This is a genomic window from Mesorhizobium sp. M0048, assembly GCF_040323405.1.
GTDB lineage: Bacteria > Pseudomonadota > Alphaproteobacteria > Rhizobiales > Rhizobiaceae > Mesorhizobium.
The window spans coordinates 118,858-136,676 of record NZ_JAMYUV010000005.1; the positions used below are offsets into that span (position 1 = coordinate 118,858).

General features: G+C 64.9%; 16 protein-coding genes. 10 read left to right on the plus strand and 6 right to left on the minus strand.

The genetic code is table 11. From position 1 onward, the window contains the following. Positions 1–154: 154 nt before the first annotated feature. The 4 genes from NKJ84_RS07440 (at position 155) to NKJ84_RS07455 (ending at position 3,518) form a co-directional block, all read left to right on the plus strand. Positions 155–922 (plus strand): alpha/beta hydrolase, encoded by a 768-nt coding sequence (locus tag NKJ84_RS07440; RefSeq protein WP_352505955.1) that lies wholly within the window; start codon positions 155–157, stop codon positions 920–922. A gap of 4 nt (positions 923–926) precedes the next feature. Next, positions 927–2,069 carry a benzoate/H(+) symporter BenE family transporter gene (locus tag NKJ84_RS07445; RefSeq protein ID WP_352505956.1) on the plus strand — a complete coding sequence of 381 codons (1,143 nt, stop codon included), beginning with the start codon at positions 927–929 and terminating at the stop codon, positions 2,067–2,069. 116 nt (positions 2,070–2,185) lie between these two features. Next, on the plus strand, positions 2,186–2,662 hold the full coding sequence (locus tag NKJ84_RS07450; protein WP_352505957.1) for a DUF2852 domain-containing protein: 477 nt from the start codon (positions 2,186–2,188) through the stop codon (positions 2,660–2,662). Between the two features lie 97 nt (positions 2,663–2,759). Further along, positions 2,760–3,518: a M48 family metallopeptidase gene (locus NKJ84_RS07455; RefSeq protein WP_352480203.1), complete on the plus strand. Its 759-nt coding sequence runs from the start codon at positions 2,760–2,762 to the stop codon at positions 3,516–3,518. An 8-nt stretch (positions 3,519–3,526) separates the two neighbouring features. Here the strand turns inward: NKJ84_RS07455 and NKJ84_RS07460 are convergent, their stop codons facing one another. Then, positions 3,527–3,745 carry a hypothetical protein gene (locus NKJ84_RS07460; protein ID WP_254815955.1) on the minus strand — a complete coding sequence of 73 codons (219 nt, stop codon included), beginning with the start codon at positions 3,743–3,745 and terminating at the stop codon, positions 3,527–3,529. A 164-nt stretch (positions 3,746–3,909) separates the two neighbouring features. Here NKJ84_RS07460 and NKJ84_RS07465 point away from each other — a divergent pair, with 164 nt between their 5' ends. The 6 genes from NKJ84_RS07465 to NKJ84_RS07490 all read left to right on the plus strand — a co-directional run bounded on the left by NKJ84_RS07465 (position 3,910) and on the right by NKJ84_RS07490 (position 9,529). Next, entirely contained in the window at positions 3,910–4,569 is a 660-nt protein-coding gene (locus tag NKJ84_RS07465; protein WP_352506056.1) for a phosphoribosylanthranilate isomerase, read from the plus strand. Between the two features lie 33 nt (positions 4,570–4,602). Next, the gene (trpB, locus tag NKJ84_RS07470) at positions 4,603–5,853 is read left to right on the plus strand and encodes a tryptophan synthase subunit beta (RefSeq protein ID WP_352505958.1); all 1,251 of its coding nucleotides are present in this window, start codon (positions 4,603–4,605) and stop codon (positions 5,851–5,853) included. Positions 5,854–5,855: 2 nt separating this feature from the next. After that, the gene (gene trpA, locus NKJ84_RS07475; protein WP_352480201.1) at positions 5,856–6,695 is read left to right on the plus strand and encodes a tryptophan synthase subunit alpha; all 840 of its coding nucleotides are present in this window, start codon (positions 5,856–5,858) and stop codon (positions 6,693–6,695) included. A gap of 37 nt (positions 6,696–6,732) precedes the next feature. Next, positions 6,733–7,659 (plus strand): acetyl-CoA carboxylase, carboxyltransferase subunit beta, encoded by a 927-nt coding sequence (gene accD, locus NKJ84_RS07480; protein ID WP_254815952.1) that lies wholly within the window; start codon positions 6,733–6,735, stop codon positions 7,657–7,659. A 62-nt stretch (positions 7,660–7,721) separates the two neighbouring features. Beyond that, the gene (locus tag NKJ84_RS07485) at positions 7,722–9,047 is read left to right on the plus strand and encodes a bifunctional folylpolyglutamate synthase/dihydrofolate synthase (protein ID WP_352505959.1); all 1,326 of its coding nucleotides are present in this window, start codon (positions 7,722–7,724) and stop codon (positions 9,045–9,047) included. A gap of 62 nt (positions 9,048–9,109) precedes the next feature. Continuing rightward, complete coding sequence (locus NKJ84_RS07490) at positions 9,110–9,529, plus strand: VOC family protein (protein WP_352505960.1); 420 nt, start codon at positions 9,110–9,112, stop codon at positions 9,527–9,529. 48 nt (positions 9,530–9,577) lie between these two features. On the opposite strand, the gene NKJ84_RS07495 is transcribed toward NKJ84_RS07490, so the two are convergent. The 5 genes from NKJ84_RS07495 to NKJ84_RS07515 form a co-directional block, all read right to left on the minus strand. Beyond that, complete coding sequence (locus NKJ84_RS07495) at positions 9,578–9,859, minus strand: cupin domain-containing protein (protein WP_352505961.1); 282 nt, start codon at positions 9,857–9,859, stop codon at positions 9,578–9,580. A 131-nt stretch (positions 9,860–9,990) separates the two neighbouring features. After that, positions 9,991–10,314 (minus strand): thioredoxin, encoded by a 324-nt coding sequence (gene trxA, locus NKJ84_RS07500; protein ID WP_023677558.1) that lies wholly within the window; start codon positions 10,312–10,314, stop codon positions 9,991–9,993. Between the two features lie 73 nt (positions 10,315–10,387). Then, the gene (addA, locus tag NKJ84_RS07505; protein ID WP_352505962.1) at positions 10,388–13,900 is read right to left on the minus strand and encodes a double-strand break repair helicase AddA; all 3,513 of its coding nucleotides are present in this window, start codon (positions 13,898–13,900) and stop codon (positions 10,388–10,390) included. Then, complete coding sequence (addB, locus tag NKJ84_RS07510) at positions 13,897–17,034, minus strand: double-strand break repair protein AddB (RefSeq protein ID WP_352505963.1); 3,138 nt, start codon at positions 17,032–17,034, stop codon at positions 13,897–13,899. Before addB ends, addA begins: the two co-directional genes overlap by 4 nt. Then, positions 17,031–17,789, minus strand: coding sequence for a nucleotidyltransferase family protein (locus NKJ84_RS07515; RefSeq protein ID WP_352505964.1), 759 nt, complete (start codon positions 17,787–17,789; stop codon positions 17,031–17,033). Before NKJ84_RS07515 ends, addB begins: the two co-directional genes overlap by 4 nt. Between the last annotated feature and the right edge of the window lie 30 nt (positions 17,790–17,819).

The following is a 17,819-nucleotide window of genomic DNA, read 5'->3' on the forward strand; positions in this document are numbered from 1 at the left end:
CAATGTGGTGAGCGCGCGGTCGGAGTCAATAGCACAGCATTCTCAGGAAATCACCTGCCCGATGAATGCTCCTCTGCACCAAGCGAAGAAAGTAGCAGAGCACTTTTCGTTGAACCCCCGCTTGTGCCAAAAGACCGGCGTGAGGGAATACACCATGAGCACCACCCCGATCTTCCTGGACGTCGACGGGACGAGCATCGCCGTCAGGCATGCGGCAGGTGCCGAGCCCGGCATCGTCTGGCTTGGCGGCTACAAATCCGACATGCTGGGCACCAAGGCCGAAACCTTATCGGAATGGACGCGCAAAGAAGGCCGCGCCTTCCTGCGCCACGATTATTCCGGCCACGGCGAATCGAGTGGTGCCTTTGCCGACAGCACCATCTCGAAATGGCTGGGCGAGAGCCTGGCGGTTTTCCGCCGTTTCACCCAGGGCAGGCAAATCCTGGTCGGTTCGTCGATGGGCGCCTGGATCGCGCTGCGCATGGTGCAGGAGTTGCGCAAGGCGGGCGAGAACAGCGTCGCCGGCCTTGTGCTGCTGGCGCCGGCGCCCGATTTCACGTTCGAACTGGTGGAGCCGGTGCTGACCGGTGCGCAGAAGCGCGACCTCAGGAAAAAGGGCTTTTTCGAAGAGCCGTCGGACTATTCCGCCGAACCGTACATCTACACGCGCGCACTGATCGAGGACGGCCGCAACAACCGGGTGATGACCGGGCCGATCGACACGCACTGTCCGGTCCACATCCTGCAAGGCCTGGCCGATCCCGACGTGCCGTCGAGCCATGCGCTGAAGCTGGTCAGCCTGCTGCCGGCCGACGACGTCACGCTGTCGCTCATCCCGGACGGCGACCACCGCCTGTCGCGGCCACAGGATCTCGACATGCTGGTGCGGACGGTGGACGCTATGGTGCGGCAGGCGGGATAGAGGCATGCGCATTTCCATTCCGGTGTCCGCCTTCGTGGCGGCGATCGTCGGCTTCGGCGGTACGCTGGCCATCGTCATTGCCGCCGCCAAGGCGGTCGGCGCAACGCAGGTCGAGACGGCAAGCTGGGTGACGGCGCTTTGCCTGGCGATGGCGATCGAGAGCCTGTGGCTGTCCTGGCGCACAAAAATGCCGGTCATCACCGCATGGTCGACGCCAGGCGTGGCGCTGATCGCCGCGTCGACCGGCTTTTCGATGGGTGAGGCGGTTGGCGCCTTCGTCGTCACCGCGGTCCTGCTGATCGCCACAGGCCTGTTCGGGCCCTTGACCAAGCTGATCGCCAGAATACCGGCGTCGGTCGCATCCGGAATGCTGGCCGGCATCGTCGTCACCTTCGCCATCAATGCGGTCAAGACCGTTCCCGTCGACCCCTGGCTGATCCTGCCGCTGGTTGCGGCATTCTTCGTCATTCGCCTGTTCAACCCGGCGCTGTCGGTGCTGCTGGTGCTGATCGGCGGCGGTCTCGCCGCCTTCCTCACCGGCCGGGTCGGCGGTCTGCCGGCACCGGAACTCTCAAGCTTGACGCTGGTGATGCCGCAGTTCACCGCCACTGCAATCATCGGCCTCGCCTTGCCGCTCTACCTCGTCACCATGGCCTCGCAGAACCTGTCCGGCCTCGCCGTGCTGAGGGCAGCCGGCTATCATCCCGAACCCGGGCCGCTGATCGGCGTCACCGGCCTGTTTTCGCTGCTGACGGCGCCGTTCGGCGCCTCGACCACCAATCTGGCGGCAATCTCGGCGGCGATCTGCACCGGGCCCGACGTGCATCCCGATCCGGCCGAGCGCTGGAAGACCGGGCCGTTCTATGCGTTGGCCTATCTCGTCTTTGCCCTGTTCGGCGCCTCGCTGGTGGCGATCTTCGCCGTGTTGCCGCAGAGCCTGATCGCGCTGGTCGCCGGCCTGGCGCTGATGGCACCGCTCGCCAATGCACTGTCGATCGCCTTGAAAGACGAGGACGAGCGGATGGCCGCCACGGTCACCTTCGCCGTCACCGCATCGGGGCTGACGCCGTTCGGCGTCGGCGCGGCGTTCTGGGGGCTGATTGCCGGATTGGTCGTGCTTTTCCTCGAAAATCTCAAAAAGCGATAATCATTTCAGCCGCTTGTCCGGTTTTGGCGATCGCTGTCTTGAATCGCCGTTTTCTCCATCCCATTTCGATTCAACGCAGCCGGATTTGGCTGTCTCCAACTGAAGGATTGGGAGAAATGAACACATCTGCATTGATCCGTCCGGCCTGGACGCCGGCGACCATCGCGTTGATGGTGATCGGGTTCATGGTGTTCTGGCCGCTCGGCTTGGCCATGCTCGCTTACATCATCTGGGGCGACCGGCTCGAGGGCTTCAAGCGCGACGTCAACCGCGCCACTGACGGCATCTTCGCCGGCTGCCGCCGCGGTTCCGACAAGGCCGCGCGCTGGGGTCATGGCTCCGCCCGCACCGGCAACGTCGCTTTCGATGACTGGCGCGAAAAGGAACTCGAGCGTCTTGCCGAGGAACGCCGCAAGCTCGACGAGATGCTGAGCGAGTTCGACGAGTATGCCCGCGAATTGCGCCGCGCCAAGGACCAGGAAGAGTTCGATCGCTTCATGGCCAATCGCAACAAGTCGACGTCCCCCACGACCGGGTCGGCGACGAACAACAAACCCAGCGGCAAGTCCACGCCAGGCCTGCTCGACGAGTAAGGTCCCGTGCGCAGATAGATAATCCAACGGCGTCGCGTCAGCGGCGCCGTTTCTTTTTTGTTCTAGTCGTTTCCCTCGAATCACGTATCGTCCCGGAATGTCCTTCGGCTTCTTTCGCACCCCGACGAAACCCAAGCCCACGCCCGTCGTGGAGCGCGAGCATTGCGTTGCCGGCCGCACGCTGCCGCTCAAGATCGTTGAGAACGACCGGGCGCGGCGCCTGACGCTGCGCATCGATTCCGGTGGCCGTGGTCTGCGCATCACCGTGCCGCCGGGGCTGCGGCGCGGCGAGGTGGAAAAATTTCTCGACCGCCATCAGGACTGGCTGGAGCAAAGGCTGGCCAAGGTGCCCAACCGGCCGCAGGTGCGGCCCGGCATCAAGATACCGGTGCGCGGCGTGCCGCATCGCATCGTCCATGAACCGTCGAAACGCGGCACCGTCACGCTGTCGCGCGACGAGCGCGGGCCGCTGATGATCGTGCATGGCGAACGCGTGCATCTGCCGCGCCGCATCGCCGATTTCCTCAAGCGCGAAGCCAAGCGCGAGATCGAGGCGCTGGTGACCAAGCACAGCGCGGCGGTCGGCAAGCGCGCCAAGGCGATCCGCTTCAAGGATACGTCGAGCCGCTGGGGGTCGTGCACGTCGGACGGCAATCTGTCGTTTTCCTGGCGTATCATGATGGCGCCACGGCCGGTGATAAACTACCTCGTCGCGCACGAGGTGGCGCATCTCAAGGAGATGAACCACGGGCCGAAATTCTGGAAACTGTGCGAGCAGCTTTGCCCGGATACCGAACGCTGCAAGGATTGGCTCAAGCGCAATGGCGGCGCGCTGCAGGCGATCGCGTTCGAGTAGTTGTCCGATCAATCGTCATTCGCCGCGTTCAACTCCTCCGGCCGCAACCCCTCATCGACATGGCGGGGCCAGGGCAGAAAATCCTTCTCGAACGTCTCGTTGCTGAAATAAGCCAGGGCTCGGTGCGCCTCGGCGCCGTTGAAAGCCGCCTTGTCCATCAAATGAGCGATGACCTCATGGGCCTGCGCCAGCTTTTGCCTGAGTTCCGCGACGGTCTTTTCCGGCATGATCTTTGTTCTCCCGCCTTTGTGCCTGAGCAAGTAGCGTTGCGCTCTTATATTAGCGAGGTAGCGCGTTCCGCTCTTACATTAGCAAGGTAGCGCGTTCCGCGCTGGCGGCAAACAGGATGCTTTTTCTCGACTCTTTGGCCGTTTCGTGCCAATCCCGCGCCATGGCGCTCGACATCAAGATATGCGGGTTGAAGACCGACAAGGCACTAGCCGCGGCATTGGCCGGCGGCGCCAGCCATGTCGGCTTCATTTTCTTTGCCAAAAGCCCGCGCTATGTCGAGCCGGCCGAAGCCGACCGCCTGCGCGAAGCGGCGCGCGGCAAGGCTAAGGCGGTTGCCGTGACGGTCGACGCCAGCGATGCGTTCCTGGACGAGATCGTCGAAAAGATACAGCCCGATATGCTGCAGCTTCACGGCGCCGAGCCCCCCGAGCGGGTGGCCGAGGTGAAGGCCCGCTACGGTTTGCCGGTGATGAAGGCGCTGCCGGTCAGCGAGGCTGCCGATCTCGCGCGGGTCAAACCCTTCATCGGCATTGCGGACCGCTTCCTGTTCGATGCCAAGCCGCCTAAGGGTTCGGAATTGCCGGGCGGCAACGGTCTTGCCTTCGACTGGCGCATTCTGGCCGGCCTTGACGCCGGCGTTGATTACATGCTTTCCGGTGGGCTCAATGCCGGCAATATCGGCGACGCCTTTCGGCTGGCGAACCCGCCCGGAATAGATGTTTCCTCGGGCGTGGAGAGCGCGCCGGGCGTCAAGGAACCGGCGCTGATCGAACAATTTTTCCGCGCCGTCGGGGCAGCACGCGACAACCGCGCCGCCTGACCACGCTTCAAACCTCAGACCAGGAGATCGGCGATGGACAAGCCGGCGATACCGAATTCCTTCCGCACCGGCCCCGATGAGCAGGGCATGTTCGGCATTTTTGGCGGTCGTTTCGTTGCCGAAACGCTGATGCCGCTGATCCTCGAGCTGGAGCGGCACTGGAACGAGGTCAAGAACGACCCGGATTTCAAGGCCGAACTGACCGATCTCTCGACGCATTACGCCGGGCGGCCGTCGAAGCTCTATTTCGCCGAAGGCCTGACCAGGCATCTTCGTGAGGTCTCCTCGGCGAAGGGCCTCGGGGGCGGCGCAAAGGTCTATTTCAAGCGCGAGGACCTGAACCACACCGGCTCGCACAAGATCAACAACTGCCTCGGCCAGATCCTGCTCGCCAAGCGCATGGGCAAGACGAGGATCATCGCAGAGACCGGTGCCGGCCAGCATGGTGTCGCTTCCGCCACGGTCGCGGCGCGCTTCGGGCTTCCTTGTATCGTCTATATGGGCGCGACCGATGTCGCCCGGCAAAGCCCCAACGTCTTTCGCATGAAGCTTCTGGGCGCCGAGGTGCGGCCGGTGACGGCCGGCCACGGCACGCTGAAGGACGCCATGAACGAGGCCCTGCGCGACTGGGTGACCAACGTCGAGGATACCTATTACCTGATCGGCACCGCCGCCGGCCCGCACCCCTATCCGGAGTTGGTGCGCGACTTCCAGTCGGTGATCGGCACCGAGGCGCGCGCCCAGATCCTCGAGCAGGAAGGCCGGCTGCCGGACACCATCATCGCTTGTGTCGGCGGCGGTTCCAACGCTATCGGCCTGTTCCATCCCTTCCTCGACGACAGTGAGGTGCGCATCATCGGCGTAGAAGCCGGAGGCCGCGGCCTCGACGGCATCGAGCATTGCGCCTCGATGAGTGCCGGCGCGCCCGGCGTGCTGCATGGCAACCGTACCTACCTCCTGCAGAACGCCGACGGCCAGATCATGGACGGCCACTCGATCTCGGCCGGCCTCGACTATCCCGGCGTCGGGCCGGAGCACTCATGGCTGCGCGATTCCGGCCGCGTCGACTACGTGCCGATCCTCGACAGCGAGGCGCTGGAGGCGTTCCAGTTGACGACACGCGTCGAGGGCATCATTCCTGCGCTTGAATCGGCCCATGCCATCGCACAGGCGGTGAAGATCGTGCCTGACATGGACAAGGACCAGATCGTCATCGTCAACCTGTCCGGCCGCGGCGACAAGGACGTGCATACGGTGGCCAATATGCTGGGCATGGAGATCTGATCATGGCCACCCGTATCGACCGCCGCATGGCAAAGCTGAAGGCCGAGGGCCGACCGGCACTCGTAACCTATTTCATGGGCGGCGACCCTGACTACGACACGTCGCTCTCGATCATGAAGGCGCTGCCCGGCGCCGGCAGCGACATCATCGAGCTCGGCATGCCGTTTTCCGATCCGATGGCCGACGGCCCGGCGATCCAGGCGGCCGGCCTGCGGGCGCTGAAGGGCGGCCAGACACTGGTCAAGACACTGAAGATGGCCTCGGAATTCCGCGCCGGCGACAGTGAAACGCCGATCGTCTTGATGGGCTATTACAATCCGATCTACATCTACGGCGTCGAGCGCTTCCTGAGCGACGCGCTGGCCAGCGGCATAGACGGGCTGATCGTCGTCGACCTGCCGCCGGAGATGGATGAGGAACTTTGTATCCCGGCACTCAAGGCCGGCATCAATTTCATCCGGCTGGCGACGCCGACCACCGACGACAAGCGCCTGCCCAAGGTGCTGCAGAACACCTCCGGTTTCGTCTATTATGTGTCGATGACCGGTATCACCGGTTCGGCGCTGGCCGACACCGGCAAGGTGGCGGCAGCTGTCAAGCGCATCAAGAGCCATACCGACCTGCCGGTCTGCGTCGGCTTCGGCGTCAAGACCGCAGAGCAGGCGCGCATCATCGGCGCGTCGGCCGACGGCGTCGTTGTCGGCACCGCGATTGTCAATGCCGTCGCCAACGTGCTCGGGCCGAAGGGCGAAAAGACCGCCGATCCGGCCGAGGCCGTCGCCACGCTGGTCAGCGGGCTTTCGCAAGGGGTTCGCGCGGCTCGCCTTGCTGCCGCCGAATAATCTTCCTACGTCTTCTTAAGGGACAGGAGCCGAAGCGATGAACTGGATCACCAATTACGTCCGTCCGAAGATCAATTCGATGCTCGGCCGCCGCACCGACATGCCGGAAAACCTGTGGATCAAGGATCCCGAGACCGGCGAAATGGTGTTCCATAAGGATCTGGAGCAGAACCAGTTCGTCATCCCGTCCTCCGGCCACCATATGAAGATATCGGCTAAGGAACGGCTGAAATTCTTCCTCGACGACGGCAAATACGAGACGCTGGAAAACCCCAAGGTCGTTCAGGATCCGCTCAAGTTCCGCGACGAGAAGCGCTACGTGGACCGGCTGAAGGATGCCAAGGCCAAGACCGGCATGGAAGACGCCATCATCAATGCGCTGGGCACGGTCGAAGGCGTGCCGGTGGTGGTGACGGTGCAGGATTTTGCCTTCATGGGCGGCTCGCTCGGCATGGCGGCCGGTGACGCCATCGTGCATGGTTTCGAGGTCGCCTTGCAGCGCAAGCGGCCGCTGATCCTGTTTGCGGCCTCCGGCGGCGCGCGTATGCAGGAAGGCATCCTGTCGCTGATGCAGTTGCCGCGGACCACGGTCGGCGTCGACAGGCTGAAGGAGGCCGGCCTGCCCTACATCGTCGTCCTGACCAACCCGACGACCGGTGGCGTCACCGCCTCCTACGCCATGCTGGGCGACGTGCACATTGCCGAACCAGGCGCGCTGATCGGCTTTGCCGGACCGCGCGTCATCGAGCAGACGATCAGGGAAAAACTGCCCGAAGGCTTCCAGCGCGCCGAATATCTGATGGAACACGGCATGGTCGACATGGTGGTGTCACGGCTGGAGATGCGCCAGACGATTGCGCGGCTGTTGAGAATGCTGCTCAAGCTGCCGGAGGAGCAAAAACCGCAGGAGCCGGAGATCCTGCCGCCGTCTGTGATTCCGGCCGAAGCCCGGCCGCACGCCTGACGCGACAGCCCGCGGCGCGAGCGGCTGTTGTGTGCCGTTGCGCACGCGCCTAGGATTCTCCCATGACCACGCTTGCCGCCGACCGCGAAATCGAAAGCCTGATGGCGCTTCACCCGAAGGGCTTCGACCTTTCGCTCGACCGCATTTCGCGGCTGCTCGAACGCCTCGGCAATCCGCAGGACCAGCTGCCGCCGGTCATCCACATCGCCGGCACCAATGGCAAGGGCTCCTGTGCCGCCTTTTCACGGGCGCTGCTCGAAGCAGCCGACTACCGCGTCCACGTCCACACTTCGCCACACTTAGTGAACTGGCACGAGCGCTACCGGCTGGCCGCCGATGGCGGCGGCAGGCTGGTTGACGACAAGGTCTTCGCCGAAGCCATCGCCCGGGTCGCCGAGGCCAATCAAGGCCAGAAGATCACCGTGTTCGAAATCCTCACCGCCGTTACCTTCCTGCTGTTTTCCGAGCATCCGGCCGATGCCGTCATCCTCGAGGTCGGCCTTGGCGGCCGCTTCGACGCCACCAATGTCATCGCCGAGCCGGCCGTGTCGGTGATCATGCCGGTCTCGCTCGACCACGAAGCCTATCTCGGCGACCGCGTCGAGCTGATCGCCGCCGAAAAGGCCGGCATCATCAAGCGCGGGTGCCCGGTCGTCATCGGCGCGCAGGAAAGCGAGACGGCCCAGCAGGTGCTCATCGAAACCGCCGAACGGCTCGACTGCCCCGCCTTCGTCTATGGCCAGGATTTCCTTGCCTATGAGGAAAACGGCCGCATGGTCTATCAGGACGAAGATGGATTGATGGACCTGCCGCCGCCGCGCCTGCCGGGGCGCCATCAATTCGCCAATGCAGCGGCAGCGATCGCGGCGGTCAAGGCGGCCGGCTTCGAGATCAGCCACCGCGCCGCCGAGAAGGCGATGGCGAATGTCGCCTGGCCGGGCCGCATGCAAAAGCTGCCGCAAGGCCGGCTGAGCGAACTGGCGCCGAAGGGCGCCGACATCTGGCTCGACGGCGGCCATAATCCCGGCGCAGGCGTGGTCGTCGCTGAGGCGCTGGCGGAGCAGGAGGAAAAGAACCCGCGGCCGCTGTTCCTGATCTCGGGCATGATCAACACCAAGGACCAGAGCGGCTATTTCCGGGCCTTCAAAGGGCTGGTGCGGCACGTCTACACCGTGCCGGTGAGTCTGAGCGACGCCGGCGTGCCAAACGACGAACTGGCGACCCGCGCCATTGAGGCAGGCTTGTCGGCCGAACCGGTTAGTTCCGTTGCAAGCGCACTGATGCTGCTGCGCCACACATGGGACGGACCGCCGCCACGCATCCTGATCGGCGGATCGCTTTACCTGGCCGGCGGGGTACTGGCCGAAAACGGCACGCCGCCAACCTGAGGCGTGCGTTCGCCCGGGCCGCGATGGCGCCACACCTGTCAGATCACCGCGAGGAGCCAGTCATGATCAAGGTAAAGCAGCTCGCACACGTTTGCATTTTCGCGAATGACCTGGAGATGACGCGACGCTTCTATCGGGACGTCCTCGGCATGGACACCCAGTTCAATTTCCTGCGCGACGGGAAGACTTTCGGCTTCTACCTCAATTGCGGCAGCCGTAGCCATGTCGAGGTGTTCCAGAAAGACGGCGCAAGCTATAGCGACTTGAACCAGATCAACCACTTCTGCCTCGAAGTGGAAAACATCGACGCCGCGATCGCCCATCTGAGGTCAAAGGGGGTCGATGTCACTTCCAAGAAACGCGCGTGCGATGACACCTACCAGGCCTGGATCCGCGACCCCAACGGTGTGAAGGTCGAACTGTTCGAATACACTGAGAAAAGCGCACAATTCGTCGGCGGCGATCGTATCGCGGATTGGTGAATAGCGCCGCGCCGGACAATTGTAGCGGCGCAGCCGGTGGTTGGTGGACTACTTCAGTTCGACCTCGATGAAGGCGAATTCGCTATCGTTTGCGCTGATCACGTCATGTTCGACGCCCTCATTGCGGAAATACGGCGAGCCCTTCTTCATTTCGGCAAAGGATTCCCCATCCTTGGTCAGGAGCTTCACCTTACCGTCGGTCAACGGCACGATCACATAGTCGTGGCCATGGCGGTGCCAGCCGGTGTTGTCGCCCGGGGCGAAACGGTATTCGGTGACAATGACTCGCTCATTGTCGATGAAGACGGTGGCCTTGGCGGATCCGGTCATATCGCTTCCCCTTTGTATTCCGAACAGAAGAATACCGGGCGGCAAGCCGCGAGTGCCAGAGCGCCCCACCAATGACGCCAGCAAAAGAAAGCCCGGCACAAGGCCGGGCTTTCTGCAAAATTTTGATCGGATCAGGCGAGGCTGCCGTTGATCCAATGCGACAATGCCGTTTTCGGCGCAGCACCAACCTTCATGTCGGCGACTTCGCCGCCCTTGAAGATCATCAGCGTCGGGATCGAGCGCACGCCGAACTGCGCGGCCAGCTCAGGATTCTCGTCTATGTTGAGCTTGGCGATCTTTATCTTGCTGCCGAGTTCGATGGCGATGTCCTCGAGCGCCGGGGCGATCATCTTGCACGGGCCGCACCATTCCGCCCAGAAATCGACCACGACCGGCTCCTTGGCGTTGAGCACGTCGGCCTGGAAATTGCTCTTGTCGACCTTGACGGTGGCCATGCTGAGATCCTTTCGATTTGTTCGTCGCACCAAATGTGGTGGTGATCGCGTCCGTCTTCAAGCAAGTGTTGTGTCACGCTCCCGTGAGTCTAGCAAGCGCGTCGTCCATGGCCGCTGCCGGCAGATCGATCAGCCGCGGCGCCTCGGTGAACAGCAGCGCCGCCGAGACCTCGCGTCCCGGATAGAGCGGCTGAAGCAGGGCGCGATAGAGTGCGAGCTGCAGAACATAGGCTTGCGGGACTTCGGCGAGCGTAGCTGGCGCTGGCCGATTGGTCTTGTAGTCGACGATCGAAACCTTGTCCGGCGTTACTGCAAGCCGGTCGATCTTGCCGGAAATCGAGCGCAGTTTGCCCCTCACTCCCAGGCTGCCCATGATGGCGACTTCGGCGCGCGAGTTTGGCGCAAACAGCGGTGCGAAACGGCTGTCGGCAAGAATTCTGAAAACGCCAGCCAGGGCCTTGTCGCGCTCGCCGTCGGGCCATGCCGCGCCGGCTCTTGCCAGATAGCGTTCGGCGGCATCCCGGCGTTTTCCCTCGGCGATGCCGGGCAGCATCTGCAGCAATTTGTGCAGCGCCAGCCCGCGCACGACGGCAAAGCCGGGCTCGGCGTCGGCATCCAGCACCGGCGAACGCGTGTCGGCTACCGCTTGCCGCGCCTCGTCGATCAGCACCGAGGCGCCGGACGGCGAGAGCGGCCGCGGCAATTCCTCGAAGGGCGGCAGAGGCTGGAACAGGGTTTCCGGCAATGGCGCAAAGCGTTCAGCCTGTCGTGCCTCATCCACGGACGCCAGTGGCATGGGCGGCAGTTTCGTCACCTGGAAACGATGCACGGTCTCGCCGGTGGCGGGATGCCGGCGTTCTTCGCTCTCCGTGGCACCGACCAGTGCGCGGCTGACGATCGAATGCCAGGTGCCGGTATTCGGCGCCCGCTTGCCATGGTAGCCGCAGACGATCAGCCGATCCTCGGCGCGGGTCATGCCGACATAGAGCAGCCGGCGATATTCATCGTCGGCGAGCTCTCGGGCGCGGGCCGATGCGGCGCGTGAAAATCCATTGGCGACATCGCTGGCCGAACGCCAGAGATAACCCTTGCCCTCCCAGCAGTCGCCCGAGCCTTCGAACGGCATCAATCTCGGCAGATGCTGGTCGCTGAACGGCGCGGAGCCGCCATCGACAAGGAATACCACCGGCGCCTCCAAGCCTTTGGCGGCATGCACGGTCATGACGCGAACCTCGTCGCGGGTCTGGTCCATTTCGCGCTTGATCTCGGGGCCGGCGTTTTCCAGCGTCGACAGGAAGGATTCCAGTCCCGGCAGGCCGGTCCGCTCCTCGGCCAGGCAGAAATTCAGGAATTCGTCGAGGATGTCGCCGGCCTCCGGCCCGAGCCGCGCGATCATCTTCTTGCGCAGGCCGTCGCGGGCGAGAGCTGCAGCATAGAATTCGAACACCGGCTTGAATGCGGCCTCGTTCGACCATGTGTCGAGCCGGCTGACGACGGCGGCCAACGCCTCGCTTTCGCCGGCATGCCGGCGCAGCGAGGCGATCAGCGAGACGCCCGACGGCCTCCCCGCAGCAAGCGCGAAAAGCTGCTCTTCCGAGACATCGAAGACCGGGCTGCGCAGCACGGCGGCCAGCGACAGATCGTCCTCGGGCTGGATGAGGAAATGACCGAGTGCGATCAGGTCCTTCACCGCGATATGGCCAGGCAGGCTGAGCCGGTCGGCGCCGGCCACGGGGATGTCGCGGCGCTTCAACGCCCGTGTCAGGGCATGGACGAAGCGGTCGCGCTTGCGCACCAGCACCAGCACGTCGCCGGGCCGGAGTTTCTTGCCGCGCCCTTCGATGACCTCGCCGCCGCCGATCCAGCTGGCAATGGTCGCTGCAACGTTTTCGGCAACGCGCACCGCCGGTGCGTGGGCGTGATCCACCGCTTGCGTCCAGTCGTCCGGTTCGTCGACGATGTCGGCGCCGAGCGAGGGCCAGACCTCGACATAGCCCGGCGCATCGTTGCGGATCGCCTTGTGGTCGAGCGGATCGGGATCGTGGCTGATGCCGCGCCGCACGTCCGGGTCGGCAAAGACACGATCCACCGCCGCAAGCACGTCGTCGGTCGAGCGAAACGACCAGGTCAGCTTGAGATCGGCGAAGGCGGCGGCGGCGGATCTGACTTTGCCGGCAAACAAAATCCGGCTGTCGGCAAAGGAGTCCGGGGCGGCTCCCTGGAAGGAATAGATCGACTGCTTTTCGTCGCCGACCGCAAAGATGGTGCGGTGGACGGCGTCGCGTGCGCCGAGTCCGGCAAAGAACTCCTCCGCCAGCCGCTTGACCACCTCCCACTGGTCGGGACTGGTGTCTTGCGCCTCGTCGAGGAGGATGTGGTCGATGCCCTGGTCGAGCTTGTATTGCACCCATGGGCCGGCGTCGGGCCGCGCCAGTAGATGGACCGTGCGGGTGATCAGGTCGTTGAAGTCGAGGAAGCCGCGGGCGCGCTTCAATTGCTCGTAGCGGGCGATCAGCCAGTCGGCGATGGTCAGCGCCGCACGGGTGCCTTCCAGCATCCTGAACAAGGCCAGCCGGTCGGAGATTTCGAGAATGGCGTCGACCGCCGCCAGATATCGTTCGGCAAGATCGGGCAACCGGTCAAGCAATGCCCTTTTGAACGTCTTTGCCGGATCGTAAGGCTCGCCGTCGGCCCTCAGGAAAGCCTTGGAGAGCAAATTCAGGCGACGCACCGGATGCTCCTCGGCGAAGGCGAGACGGGCGTATGGCAGCATATTGTTCAGCACCACGCGCGCATCGGCGGCCTCGGCCGCCCGTGAAAAGGTGACGAGATAATCCGGCAGGAAGCCGGGCAGCGGCCAGACGGAGGCGGCTATGCCTTCGGCCGTCTGGCCGGCGCGGAACTGAAACTCGTCGAACAGCGCCTGAAAACCATCGCCGCCGGCCGCGGCGATGAACGCACGCAAACCATCGCGCTTGCGCACGATCTCGGCCAGCAGTGCGTCGAGCCCATGTTCGCCGCCGCGCTCAAGCACGGTGGCGAAGGCCTCGGCCAACGCCGCATCGCCTGCAACGCCGCCCGAAATCATGTCGCGGCGGGCGGCGGCGAACAGCGAAGCCTCCATTTGCGGATCGAGCATTTCGAAATGCGCCGGGATATTGGCTTCCAGCGGGAACTGATGCAGCACCGATTCGCAGAAGGCGTGGATGGTCTGGATCTTCAGCCCGCCCGGTGTCTCCAGCGCCTCCGCAAACAACCGCCGCGCCCGGCGCATGGTTTCGCGGTCGGGCTGGCGGCCGTCCAGCGCCTCTATCCGTTTCGAGAGCTCGGCATCGCCCAAGGTCGTCCATTGCGACAGGGTCGAAAACACCCGGTTCGACATGTTGGCGGCGGCGGCACGCGTATAGGTCAGGCACAGGATCTTGGACGGATCGGTGCCACGCAGCAGAAGCCGGATAACACGCTGGGCGAGTACATGGGTCTTGCCGGATCCGGCGTTGGCCGACACCCAGGCGGAATTGCGCGGGTCGGACGCGCTTGCCTGGCTCGCGGCAGTGTCGCTTGGAATGGGGTAGGCCTTTTTCATGCCTCCCCTCCCTCGTCGTCGGCGTCGCCGCCGGCCGACCATTCGAGCACGCGGGCGAGATGGTCATAGTCGCCGTCGGTCTCGCCCTCGCGGAACGGCAGCGCCCGCGACAGATAGCCGGTCGCCGGGTCGGCGTAGTGGATCAGCAGTTTTTCCAGCCGCGCCCACGCTTCTTCGGCGAGATCGGCAGCGGTTCGCGGCCTGCGGTTGTATTCGAGGATGGATTCCTCGAACACTTCGCCATTCGGCCTCAGCCGCACGAAGGCCAGTTGCGACGGCTCGCATGCGCCAAGCTCCTTGAAAGCGCCGCGCCTGAGCAGCGCGCCCTCCAGCGCCAGTTGCGGCGCGAGCAGCGTGTGCGCCTGTGCCTTGGATGGCGACGAGCCGGTCTTGTAGTCGAGGATGTCGGCCATTCCGCCAGCCAGCAGATCGATGCGATCGGCATAGCCGGACAGGGTTACGCCGGATCGGCCGACCCCGGTCTTTTCGGCGCGTTCCTCGGCGTGCCGCCGTGCCACGGCTGCGGCCCGGCCGCGCTCCCATTCGATGATGCCGGCGGCAAGCTTTTCGAAGCGTGGCCACCACACCGCCTCGACATCGGCGGGCAGCGCAGCCTCGGCAAAGCAGGAGCGGCCTGCGGCGATGAGCCCGTCCAGCGCCTCCGGCGCGCGCGGGTCGGCCACCCTCGCCGAGAAGAGGTGCAGAATTGCGTGAAACAGCGTGCCACGCTCGGCGGCGCCCGGATCGCGAATGACCGGATCGAGCGGCATCAGGCCGAGTATCCTTCTGGCATAGACCGCATAGGGATCGCGACGCAGCGTTTCGATCTCGGTGACCGAGAAGTGGTGCGGCCGTACGATGAGCGGCGGTTTCGGCTGCGGCCGCGGCGCAAAGTCCTGCTTTTCGCCGGCATCGAGCGCACGCGCCCAGGCAAGCAGTTCATCGCCGCGCCGGCGAAGTGCCGTAGCATGGTCCTCGCCGACGAAGGTAAGGATACGCTGCAGCCAGCGCGAGGGCACCGACGGTGCGTCGCCGGAACGGGCGGAGCGGGCCAGCACCAATTTCTTGGCGCCCATGGCCATCTGGAAATCATGGGCGGCAAGGCCGATGCGCCGCTCCGGCGGTTCAAGATCGATGCCGGTCTTCATCAGCCGCGACATGAAGCGGTCGCTCTCCGGCTTGCGCGGCCACACGCCTTCGTTGAGCCCGCCGACGACCAGCGTGTCGACATCCTGAAGCCGCGCTTCCAGCACACCCCAGATGGCGATGTTCCTGTCAGTGCCCTGCGCCGGCTTGACCATCTCGGGCGCGATCAGCGCCTCCATCACGTCAGGCCATTCGTCAGCCGCGAAGGAGAACGACACCGAGGCCGCGACCAGCCCGCGCAAGAGCTCGGCAAGCTTTTCGCCGGCATCGCCGGCATAGAGTTCGCTCAGGCTGCCGTCGGCGGCGCGTCCGAGGCTTTCGAGCGCAACGACGCTGGCACGCACAAGCGTGACAAGATCGGCATTCTCCTCGCCGCGAAAAGCAACCAGCGGCGCCAGCGCAGCCGCTAGCCGGATCAGCAGCTCGCGCGCCTGTTCGATGCGCCTGACCGAGAGGCGCGATCGCCAGAAAGGCGGGCGGCGATTGCCGCCGCCGTCGAATTCGAGGAGCCGCGTGTCGAAGAGCTGCGGCAGCGACGCGACGTCCGGACGCCCGGTGCCACCGCGCAGCGCCACGAGTTCGACGATTTCGGCCGCATGGCGCACGCTTGCCCGCTCTCGGCCGAGGCCTAGCAGGGGATGCTTGAGCAGCGACAGCAAGGCGACCGGGTCGCCCGGGCGGAAGGCTGCCTGAAGCGCCAGCCTGAGCAGGCTGGCGGCTGGCGTGTTGATGAGCGGCGTGCCCCCGGAATCGTCGGCGGCGACGCCGAAGCGCAACAGCTCGACCGAGACGCGCCGCGCCAGCGCGCGATCGCCGGTGACCAGCGCGGCGCGCTGGCCGGGCCGTTCGACGGCCTGTTTGAGCGCGACGGCGATCGCCACGGCTTCATCGCGTTCGCTGGCGGCTTCGAGAAGCGTCACGTCAGCGAAAGCCTCGGCAATATCACCGGCCGTAAAGCGGGCGCGCGTCTCGGCCCAGAGCTCGGTAGTCTCCGCCGGGCGAAGCGCGTCGCCGACGAGTGCGGCGCGCAATGCAAGCGGCCGCGGCGCAACAGCAAGGTCCTCGACATCGGCGCGCGGCACGCCGATCTTGCCGATCAACTTTGCCAGGCCGTATTGCGGGTGGCCAAGCAGGGCCGGGCGCGCACCGAGTGCACTGATGGCGGCAAAGGACGGCTCGTCCAGTGTCCGGTCGAGCCCGGGCAGCACAACGGCGCCATTGGGCAGACCGGCGATCACGGCAAGCAGCTCGGCCGTGGCTGGGATCGATCCCGTGGAGCCGGCGGCGATCACCGGCCCGGCCGGCGGATTGCGCCTCAGCCGCGCTGCCTCCAGCCTTATCAGGGCATTGCGATGCGCGGCGGGATTGGAGCGATGGCGTTCCTCGAGCAGCTTCGGCCAGTTCTCGGTCACGATGCTCAGGAAATCGAGCGTCACCTGCCACCAGCCGGCGAGATTGCCGGTCACAAGGTCGGCGAGCCTCGCCCAATCCGTGCCCTCGGTCTCGATCTCGTCCATCAGCCGCGCCAGGTCGCGCGCCAGCCAGAGGGCGTCGGCGGCGGAGGCCGGGATGACGATCTCCTCGTCGAACAGTGCCGCGACATGTGCCGGCAGGCGGCGTTTCCACGCTCGCACCAGCGGCGCAAGCAGCAGCAGGCGCTCTACCGCGGCGATCGGCGGCGCAAGGTCGATGGCGGCCGAAGCTCCTGCCTCGAAGGCCGCTTCATCTTCGTCGAACTCGCCAAGCGGGCGGATGACCGGCAGGATCGCCGAGCGGCCTCCGGAGCGCGAGAGAGCATCGACGAAGACGCCGCGCAGCGCCCGCGCCGCACGGCGCGTCGGCACATAGATGGTGAGATCGGCCAGCATCAGCGGATCGCCATCGTAGGCAAAGCCGGGAACCAGGCGCCCTGCAAGCAGCTCCTCGGCCAGCGTCGGCAGGAACGGCGCTCCGGGCGGAATCGAGAAAACGCGGCGGGAGCCGCTCATTTCGACTCGGTAAGAGCGCCGGGTGCCTCAGCAACAGCATTGGGCGTGCCGGCAAGCGCGGCGGCGACCGCTGCTTCCGCCCGCGGGATCGCGTCAGGTGTGCCGACTGTGATCCAGTGACCCTGCATCTTCATGCCGAACAGGCGGCCGGCGGCGATTGCCGCATCGAAATAGGCGTTGAGCGACAGCGGGCCGGCCGGCGCATCCTTGAAGATGCGCGGATGGATGATTGCGGCGCCGGCATAGATCAGGCCGGCCGGATCGTTGTTCGCACGCCGTAAGGCGCCGTCCGGCGCCATCAGGAAATCGGTGCCGCCGCTATGTCCGGTTGCCGACTGAAGATCCGCAAGCATCAGCAGAATGTCCCTTGTCGCGTCCTCCCATGCAAGAGCAAGTCGCCTGAGATTGGAAACGCCGCTGTCGATCCAGAAGGTGTCCGCGTTAAGCACATAGAAGGGCGCCCCTAACCAGGGCAATCCCTTGACGATACCGCCGGCAGAGTCGAGCAGGCCGCTGCTCTCATCCGAAATGACGATTCTCGGCGCATTGCGGCGGGCTACATGGTCCACGATCTGTTTCGGCAGGTAATGGACGTTGACGACGGCCTTGGCGACGCCGGCTTCGGCTAGGCAATCCAGCCCCCAGTCGAGCAATGTCTTGCCGGCGATCTTGACCAGCGGCTTCGGCATGGTATCGGTGATCGGCCGCATGCGCTTGCCGAGCCCGGCGGCGAGCACCATGGCGGTCGTTGGCATCGGTCCCTCGTCCGACACCGCCAGGCCTGA